This is a genomic window from Lacticaseibacillus baoqingensis, assembly GCF_003946165.1.
In the GTDB taxonomy this organism is placed as follows: domain Bacteria; phylum Bacillota; class Bacilli; order Lactobacillales; family Lactobacillaceae; genus Lacticaseibacillus; species Lacticaseibacillus baoqingensis.
The window spans coordinates 1-2,082 of sequence record NZ_RHOI01000070.1 but is presented as its reverse complement, the minus strand read 5'-3'; the positions used below and the strand labels follow the sequence as shown (position 1 = coordinate 2,082).

Genomic DNA, 2,082 nt, shown 5'->3' with positions numbered 1-2,082 from the left:
AATTAAAAGCGATGGTGCCAGCATAACCTACAACACCCTATCAACAACTAGGTAAAAGGCACACTCTCAGACTATTTGCACCAGAGCCGATATATGTGGTGAACCTATTTACATCTAGTCTTAGAAACCATATAATATGGATATTAAAGCCACAAGGAGGCAGAACATGACCAAAAAAATTGCAATTGTCGTTGATTCGGGTTCTGATGTCCCTCAAAGTGTTCTTGATGAAAATAAAAATATTGCAGTCGTACCGCTGAATATTACTATGAATGGGCATAATTACCTTGATGCAGTTGATATCACACCGGATGAATTTTATTCGGCGTTAGCAACGGCGGAAATCTTGCCGAAGACGTCCAGTCCGTCACCACAAGCTGCCAAAGAAGCGATGGATGCGCTGTTCGCGGCTGGTTATCAGCAGATCCTCGGTATCACAATTTCGAGCGCGTTGTCTGTGACGAACAACGTCTTTCAATTGGCCGCGCAAGATTTTCCCGCTGACACCGTAACCATTCTTGACACAAAAAGCATCGGCATTGGCAGTGGCATCCAAGCAGCCTATGCCGCATCATTGATCAATGCAGGGGAATCTTTTCAGGACGTGATTGCAAAAGTTCGTGCCTCAATCGTCAAAAGTCGGATTTATTTCTACGTACCAACCTTGAAGTACCTCAGTGCCGGCGGTCGAATCGGCCGAGTGGCAGGCCTTGTCGGTTCGGTTTTGCACATTAAACCGGTGATCTCATGTGATCCAGAAGGCGTCTACTACCCTCTTTTTAAGGCGCGATCTGAAGAAAAAGCGATTCAAAAGTTGGTTGAACAAGTCAAACAGGATTGTTTAAAAAGCACCCACTATCGTTTAGGAGTAGCCCACGGGCAAAACCCATCTTTAGTTAAAAAGTTGGCAGAGAAACTTCGTGAAGCGACTGGTCGGCCAGTTGATTTTATTGGTGAGGTCTCACCGTCATTGGGCGTGCATACAGGGCCAGGGCTGATTGGGGCGACAGTTCAGTCGTATTAAGGTGTTACAAAAATAAGTCACGCCTCTCAAGCTTTACCTAAAACGAAAAGCAGATCAAAATTGCCCTTTTCTCAACAAATTGAGAAAAGGGCAATTTTGATTTGATAAAACAGTCGTAAATTGCAAGAACAAGTTAGCCAGTCGTTGAGGACAATCCCAGAACAGGCCGTTATCAAATAGAAGTTGTGGCGCTAGAGAGACTACTGGGCCATGCGGCGAACGCGCCGAGCTTCGGCCTCAAAGTTTTGCTGGGGTGTGCAGTAGCCCTGTTGTTTGCGAGGCAACTGATTCAAGCGGTCTTGCGTGGCCTGCACTTGACTAGGGCTAATGTCATCTAGGGACATGCCCTTAGGTAAGTCCTGCGGATCATCCGGTTATGTGCCTCGTTGGTGCCACGGTCGCAGGACGTGTAAGGATGGGCGTAGAAGATCTCAGTTTCCGTCCCAGCAAAAGCAGTATTTAAGGCGGTGAACTCGGGTCCGTTGTCGGCTGTGATGGTCTTGATGCAAGCTCCCCATTCGCGCTTGATTCCACGCAATGCATAGCTCACAGAGTCTGCATCTCGTCCTTCGATCAAGCGGAGAAGTTGGCAACGGGTCTTGCGCTCAATCAGAGTCAAGATGACGCTCTCCTTGCCATTGCGTTTACCGACAATGGTATCCATCTCCCAGTGACCGAACTGCCTGCGTCGTTCAACGACCTTAGGCCGTTCCTCGATACTGCGGCCAGCCAGGCGCTTAGCCTTGGTGTGGCGCTGGTGAGAGGTCTTCCGCTTAGTCTTCTCCAACAGGTCGATATTTCGAATCTCTAGGCGTTGGTCGTCAATGTACTGGTACAAAGTCGAGGCACAAACAAGCTCTTCAGGAGTAAACAGCTTGTGTCGCTTGGCATAGCCGATTGAAGCATCCGGCGACCATTTGTCCTGCTTAGCCCGCTGTACGTACCAGGCTAAGAAGACCTGTACGCTGGCGAACTTGTCAGGGCTCTGGTGCAAAGTTTGCCTGGCAACTTCATTCTAGTATACTGAGTGACAAGAAACGAGGGATTGTGCGCATGAA

1 protein-coding gene and 1 pseudogene are annotated in these 2,082 nt (G+C 48.5%); one reads left to right on the top strand and one right to left on the bottom strand.

The window, feature by feature from the left end; translation table 11 throughout:
• Positions 1 to 166 precede the first annotated feature (166 nt).
• Entirely contained in the window at positions 167 to 1,024 is an 858-nt protein-coding gene (locus EKM91_RS13665; RefSeq protein WP_125754439.1) for a DegV family protein, read from the top strand.
• A 200-nt stretch (positions 1,025 to 1,224) separates the two neighbouring features.
• Here the strand turns inward: EKM91_RS13665 and EKM91_RS13660 are convergent.
• Positions 1,225 to 2,006, bottom strand: a pseudogene (locus EKM91_RS13660) (IS30 family transposase); the annotation flags it as partial.
• Positions 2,007 to 2,082 lie beyond the last annotated feature (76 nt).

What these genes read in the sequence shown, in the direction of transcription:
- EKM91_RS13665 (WP_125754439.1), top strand. Translation starts at nt 167, where the DNA reads ATGACCAAAAAAATTGCAATTGTCGTTGATTCGGGTTCTGATGTCCCT.